This window comes from Peribacillus faecalis (assembly GCF_014712675.1).
GTDB classification, from domain to species: Bacteria; Bacillota; Bacilli; order Bacillales; family DSM-1321; genus Bacillus_AD; species Bacillus_AD faecalis.
The window spans coordinates 125,965-132,092 of record NZ_JACXSI010000045.1 but is presented as its reverse complement, the minus strand read 5'-3'; the positions used below and the strand labels follow the sequence as shown (position 1 = coordinate 132,092).

The 6,128-nt window shown below is 40.9% G+C and carries 6 protein-coding genes; 4 read left to right on the top strand and 2 right to left on the bottom strand.

Translation table 11 applies throughout. The features are described 5' to 3' along the window. Positions 1-258: 258 nt before the first annotated feature. Entirely contained in the window at positions 259-795 is a 537-nt protein-coding gene (locus IEO70_RS16170) for an NADPH-dependent FMN reductase (protein WP_190999406.1), read from the bottom strand. A gap of 242 nt (positions 796-1,037) precedes the next feature. Here IEO70_RS16170 and mntR point away from each other — a divergent pair, with 242 nt between their 5' ends. Continuing rightward, positions 1,038-1,469: a transcriptional regulator MntR gene (mntR, locus tag IEO70_RS16165; protein WP_190999405.1), complete on the top strand. Its 432-nt coding sequence runs from the start codon at positions 1,038-1,040 to the stop codon at positions 1,467-1,469. Positions 1,470-1,905: 436 nt separating this feature from the next. Here the strand turns inward: mntR and metA are convergent, their stop codons facing one another. After that, a complete protein-coding gene (gene metA, locus IEO70_RS16160; RefSeq protein WP_190999404.1) occupies positions 1,906-2,814 on the bottom strand; it encodes a homoserine O-acetyltransferase MetA in 909 nt (302 codons plus the stop codon). 426 nt (positions 2,815-3,240) lie between these two features. On the opposite strand from metA, the gene IEO70_RS16155 reads away from it, so the two are divergent. The 3 genes from IEO70_RS16155 to IEO70_RS16145 all read left to right on the top strand — a co-directional run bounded on the left by IEO70_RS16155 (position 3,241) and on the right by IEO70_RS16145 (position 6,098). Next, positions 3,241-4,935, top strand: a complete 1,695-nt coding sequence (locus tag IEO70_RS16155) for a formate--tetrahydrofolate ligase (RefSeq protein WP_190999403.1) — start codon at positions 3,241-3,243, stop codon at positions 4,933-4,935. 3 nt (positions 4,936-4,938) lie between these two features. Continuing rightward, a complete protein-coding gene (locus tag IEO70_RS16150) occupies positions 4,939-5,478 on the top strand; it encodes a hypothetical protein (RefSeq protein ID WP_190999402.1) in 540 nt (179 codons plus the stop codon). Positions 5,479-5,621: 143 nt separating this feature from the next. After that, positions 5,622-6,098, top strand: coding sequence for a glutathione peroxidase (locus IEO70_RS16145; RefSeq protein ID WP_190999401.1), 477 nt, complete (start codon positions 5,622-5,624; stop codon positions 6,096-6,098). Positions 6,099-6,128 lie beyond the last annotated feature (30 nt).

The following is a 6,128-nucleotide window of genomic DNA, read 5'->3' as shown; positions in this document are numbered from 1 at the left end:
TGTATTCTACAAATTTCTTCTAATGTATATTCTCCATCCTCTAGCAGTTGGAGAACGGTTAATTTTTGTTCAACTGTATGCTTACTTCGCGCCATAAAAAATACCCCCCAACAGGTAAACAGATTTTTGTTTTTTTATCTGTCTACCTATTGGGGAGCATATCAGGGCATTTTCTTCGTTTTTTTATGGCTCCATTTCTATTGAAGAAAGCTTAAAGAGCAAAATCAAAATGATAAAGGGCCGGTAACGGTTTTTCCTTTATGCTTTTAGCTTTGTTTGCATTTCCACCAGTTCTTGAGCAAGTGCGTTAATGCGTTCTACAGCATCTTCTTCCACGATGACGTTTTCTTTATTGAAGCAGCTGTTATGAACGAATACATTTTTCGTCGCTACAAGCGCTTTAAAGAATGAAAGAATCGGTTTAAGCTGAGTATCGCCGACTAAGTAGTGCATCGGAGAGCCGGCAGTTACAATCATGCCGGTAACTTTTGATTGCAATGCTGTTGTAGGCAGGTGATCGAACAGATTTTTTAGCGGTCCTGAAATTGACCCTTGGTATACAGGTGTACCGAATACATAGAAGTCTGCATTGATAATTGTGTTAACAACTTTTTGAGTGTCTTTATTGTATTCTGATAGCGGCTTGCCGATTACGAATTCAACGTTATAATCTCTTAAATCGATTAGCTCGATTTCAATTTCCGGATTTGCAGCTTTGGCAGCTTGTAATACTTCATTGACAGCAATCGCTGTTTTGGCGCCGATTAGTGCGCCGGATATTCCAACAAGTTTCATATTGTTTCCCTCCATGTATAAGTTATGTATATTGAATGCATGATTATAGTTTTAACCAGCCACTTTCTACTGCATTATACAATGTATTTCTCCATATTGTCAGTTTAGAAAACTTACAGTATGCGACAAGCAGGAAAAGTTTGATAAAATGGAGACAGATATGCAATTGACATCATTTCTTGTGAAGCGTTGAAATGTATAGTACACTTTTTATGTAATGCTTTTTTATGGGAGGACTTAGGATGGCTACACCGAGTATGGAAGATTATATTGAACAGATTTATATTTTAATCGATGAAAAAGGGTACGCGCGTGTCTCGGACATAGCGGAAAACTTGAATGTTCATCCCTCCTCTGTAACGAAAATGGTTCAAAAACTCGATCATGAAGAATATTTAATTTATGAAAAGTATCGCGGTCTTATTTTGACAGCTAAAGGGAAAAAAATAGGGAAACGTCTCGTATACAGGCACGAGCTGTTGGAGTCTTTGCTTAAAATCATCGGAGTGAAAGATGAAAACATATATAATGATGTAGAAGGAATTGAGCATCATTTAAGCTGGGATTCGATTGATCGAATCGGGGATGTAGTTCAATACTTTGAAGAAGATAAAACACGCATTGAGAAACTGCGTGAAATACAAAAAGAAAATGAAAAACTGAAAGAAGAATAAAAAACTAGCTAGAGATGCTCTAGCTAGTTTTTTTATAGGAAAGAATATATTTTTGCACTCAGATGGCTGTCTAACCTTATACCTGCCATGCTCGGAGGCCTACAGGATGTTGGTCATATCGGCGAAGACATGCGGACATGGCGCACTTAGCCGATGTTCCTTTTACTGTCTCCCCCAAGAAACCAAAGGCGGGTTTCTTGGGCGGGGCTCTCATGATGAGAGTCACAGCGACGAAGATATGCGGAGGTAGCGCTCTTAGTCGCTGTTCTTACTTGCGGGCCGCTTCTGCATTTCGGTTCCCGCATGTCTCCTTTTTGATTTGTGACATACAGTAAAAAGGTAATCTCCTCAAGTTTTCTGTCAAGTCTAAATTATCCGTTTCACCAAAAAGGACCGGTGCTGGTTTTTCTTATACTTTTACTAGCGCCTTACGCTTTCAAGACCACTTGTACGGCGTTTCTTGGTATACGTAATAATTGAGCCAGTTAGAGAAGAGCAGGTTGGCGTGACTGCGCCATTTGTGCGGCGGTTTCTTCTCAGGGTTGTCGCCAGGGAAATAGTTTTCCGGAACCGCGATTGAAAGTCCTTTCTGAATGTCACGTGCATATTCCTGCTGCAGCGTACATGATTCATATTCCGGATGGCCGGTGATCATTATATGCCTGCCGTCTTTGGAGCAAATCAAGTAAGCTCCTGCGTCATCGGAAATAGCGAGAGTTAGCAAATCCGGATGGTTCTCAATCGCTTCTATGCTTACATCTGTATACCTTGAGTGTGGTGCGTGAAAAATATCATCAAAGCCTCGCACCAATTTTTCAGTATTGTTCAGTAATGTATGTTCATAAACACCGGAACATTTTTTTGACAGCTCAAATTTTCCGATATCGTAATGATGGAAAAGAGCAGCTTGTGCTCCCCAGCAAATATGCATAGAAGACGTGACGTGCGTTTTTGACCAGTTCATGATTTTGCTCAGTTCGTCCCAATACGTCACTTCAGAAAATTCTAACTTTTCTACCGGTGCGCCTGTGATAATCATGCCGTCATATTTCTTTTCCTTCACCTCATCGAATGTTAAGTAAAACTGGTTAAGATGGTACTTGCTCGTATTTTTCGATTCATGTGTTTCCATTTTTAAAAATGTGATGTTGACCTGCAAAGGCGTATTGCCTAATAGGCGAAGCAATTGAGCTTCCGTTTTCTCTTTTTCGGGCATCAAATTGACAATTAAAATATTTAAAGGTCGAATATCTTGTGTATTCGCCCGTTCTTCATCCATGACGAAAATGTTTTCTTTCTCTAGTATATCTCTTGCTGGCAATTGCTTCGGTATTTTAATCGGCACTGCTTTGCCCCCCTTGTTTTTTGAAAAGATAAGTATAATTTTTGTGCTTGGAAAGCTGTCTAACATTACACCAGCCATGCTCGGAGACCTACAGGATGTAGGTCATATCGGCGAATATATGCGTACGTAGCGTCCTTAGTCGCTGTTCCTTACTTGCGGGTCGCTTCCGCTTTTCGGTTCCCGCATGGCTCCTTTTTCATTGAAGTGGCAGATTCACTGAAAAAGGACTGGTGACGGTTTTCGAATAGCTGCTTATGCATTATAGCCATTATAAAGAAAGGTAGAAGCAAGTGACAATATAAAAAGATTAATTTATTTAAATTTTTAGATTATTTAAATGTTTATTTTTTCTCTTTTTGTCGATGTTTGTCGTGTTACAATGATGGTGCAAAACCAAATATGTATGTAATCTAGGAGGATTTTTAAGTGAGCGTTTCAACTTCGAAAAAGTATAAAAGTGATTTGGAAATTGCTAATAAGTCTACAATGAAGCACATCAGTCAAATTGCGGAAAGCTTGCAGCTTACAGAGGAAGATTATGATTTATATGGGAAGTATAAAGCGAAAGTGTCATTGAATGTGCTTGACAATCTGAAAGAACAGCAAGACGGCAAGCTTATTTTAGTGACAGCTATTAATCCTACTAGTGCAGGTGAAGGCAAATCGACTGTGACAGTCGGCTTGGGCGATGCATTAAAACAGCTTGGCGAAAAAGCGGTTATTGCGATGAGGGAGCCATCTTTAGGGCCGGTAATGGGCATTAAAGGCGGAGCTTGCGGCGGCGGATATGCGCAAGTGTTGCCGATGGATGATATCAACCTTCATTTCACAGGCGACCTGCATGCGATTACGACAGCAAACAATGCGCTTGCTGCGATTATAGATAACCACATACATCAAGGTAATGCTCTTAATATTGATCAGCGAAGAATTGTTTGGAAGCGTGTCGTTGATTTAAATGATCGTGCTCTACGCAAAGTAATCATTGGTCTGGGAGGTCCGGTGCAAGGTGTTCCGCGCGAGGATGGCTTTGATATTACTGTCGCTTCTGAAATTATGGCGATTTTATGCTTGGCAACCAGCCTGGAGGACTTGAAAAAACGTCTTGCGAGAATTGTGATTGGCTATACATATGATAAACAGCCTGTGACAGTGGCAAATCTTGAAGTGGAAGGCGCGCTTGCGTTATTGCTGAAGGATGCGATCTGTCCGAACTTAGTGCAAACAATTGAGCATACGCCGGCATTCGTTCACGGCGGTCCGTTTGCGAATATCGCTCATGGATGCAACAGCGTTTTGGCGACGAAAATGGCCTTGAAGCTTGGCGATTATGTTGTAACAGAAGCAGGATTCGGAGCCGATCTTGGCGCGGAAAAATTCCTTCACATTAAATCAAGAAGCGCGGAATTGAAACCGGATGCTGTTGTTATTGTAGCGACAATTCGCGCATTGAAAATGCACGGTGGTGTGGCAAAAAATGAACTGGCGGAAGAAAATCTCAATGCATTGCGTGCCGGCTTCGAAAATCTGCAAAAGCATTGTGAGAATATTTCTGAATTCGGATTGCCATTTGTTGTAGCATTAAACCGCTTTGTTACAGACAGCGATGCGGAAATTGCTTTATTCGATGAGCTGTGTAAGCAATACGATATTGCTTATGAACTGACGGAGGTATGGGAAAAAGGCGGAGAAGGCGGTTTGGCATTAGCTAAAAAGCTTATTTCTGTCATTGAGGAAAACGACCTGCAGTTCCGTTACTTATACGACTTGGAAGACTCTGTTGAAACGAAAATTATCAATATTGCCCAAAAGATTTACGGTGCGATGGGCGTGGATTTTTCAACGAAAGTAAAGAGACAGCTTCAGGAAATTGAGAAGCACGGCTGGAGCAACTTACCGGTATGTATGGCGAAAACGCAATACTCTTTATCGGATGATCCGTCGAAGTTAGGGAAGCCGGAGAACTTCATGATTACGGTACGTGAATTGAAACCTTGTATCGGGGCAGGCTTTATCGTTGCTTTGACAGGCGATGTGATGACAATGCCGGGATTGCCGAAGTCACCTGCCGCATTGAAAATGGACATAAATGAAAAAGGAGAGGCCATTGGTCTGTTTTAAGAAATGATGACATTTGACCCTACCGCCTATGAGAATTTTAAAATTATCATTGAAGGCTCTCTGTACGATGCTGACTTTACCGGGGACATTAAAGTCATCAATCGTTCTGAGCTCGTTGATTTAGCGATCCTGTCAAGAACGTTTGAGATGCAGTTTTCGCTCCCTGAGTCGAGCGGGCTTATCGGAGGTATCCAAATCAAGGCCTCATTGAAAAACTTAGCGGATGAAATTTTATTTCATAATGACAATCTTGCCGCCGCCGATATTCAAGTGTACTTTCAATATGAAGAAAAAGATGAAAGCAAGGAAGAACATGCTAATGCTTTGGCGAAAGCGTTACAGCATATTTGGGGAAATGAACGTGAGATTTTGACATCAATTACGAAGCATTATCGTAATCAAGTATTTGAACATCTATTGAATAAATTGACGGTTTCCTTTAAACGTCCGGTAAGGGAAGAGCAGGCGGATGATTTGTATGAGTTAGTTGATTTCGCCATTCAGTCTTTGAGAAAGCTGGATGAGGAAAAAAGGAAAATGTAAATAATTTCAAAGTGTGATATTTGTTACACGAAAGAATTTTTCGTACAATAGAGGTAGCAGGTGAAAGTGGTGTGATTGCTTTCATTATAGAAGACAAGGAGCTAATAAAGCTCCTTGATTCGTTATATTTGAGGTGAAGAGAAATGACCATCTATGACTACGAAGCGAAGCTTTTAAACGGGGAAACAATTTCTTTGCGACAATTTCAAAATCAAGTTGTCTTAATTGTCAATACAGCGAGCAAATGCGGCTTTACGCCACAATACGAGCAGCTTCAGGCAATGTATGAGCGTCATAAGGAAGACGGTTTAGTCATCCTGGGATTTCCTTGCAATCAATTTATGATGCAGGAACCGGGCGATGACTTGGAAATTGAAGGCTTTTGCCGTTTGAACTATGGCGTAACCTTCCCGATGTTTTCAAAGGTCGATGTCAACGGAGCTAACGCCCATCCTCTATTCCGCTACTTAACGAAAGAAGCGCCTGGAGTATTGGGATCGAAAGCAGTAAAATGGAACTTCACAAAATTTCTCATCGACAAACAAGGAAACATCGTTAAACGCTACTCGCCACAAACAAAACCGACTGATTTGGAACAAGATATAGCAAAGCTGCTTTAACAAAAAACATGGGTTATGCTCATGTTTTTT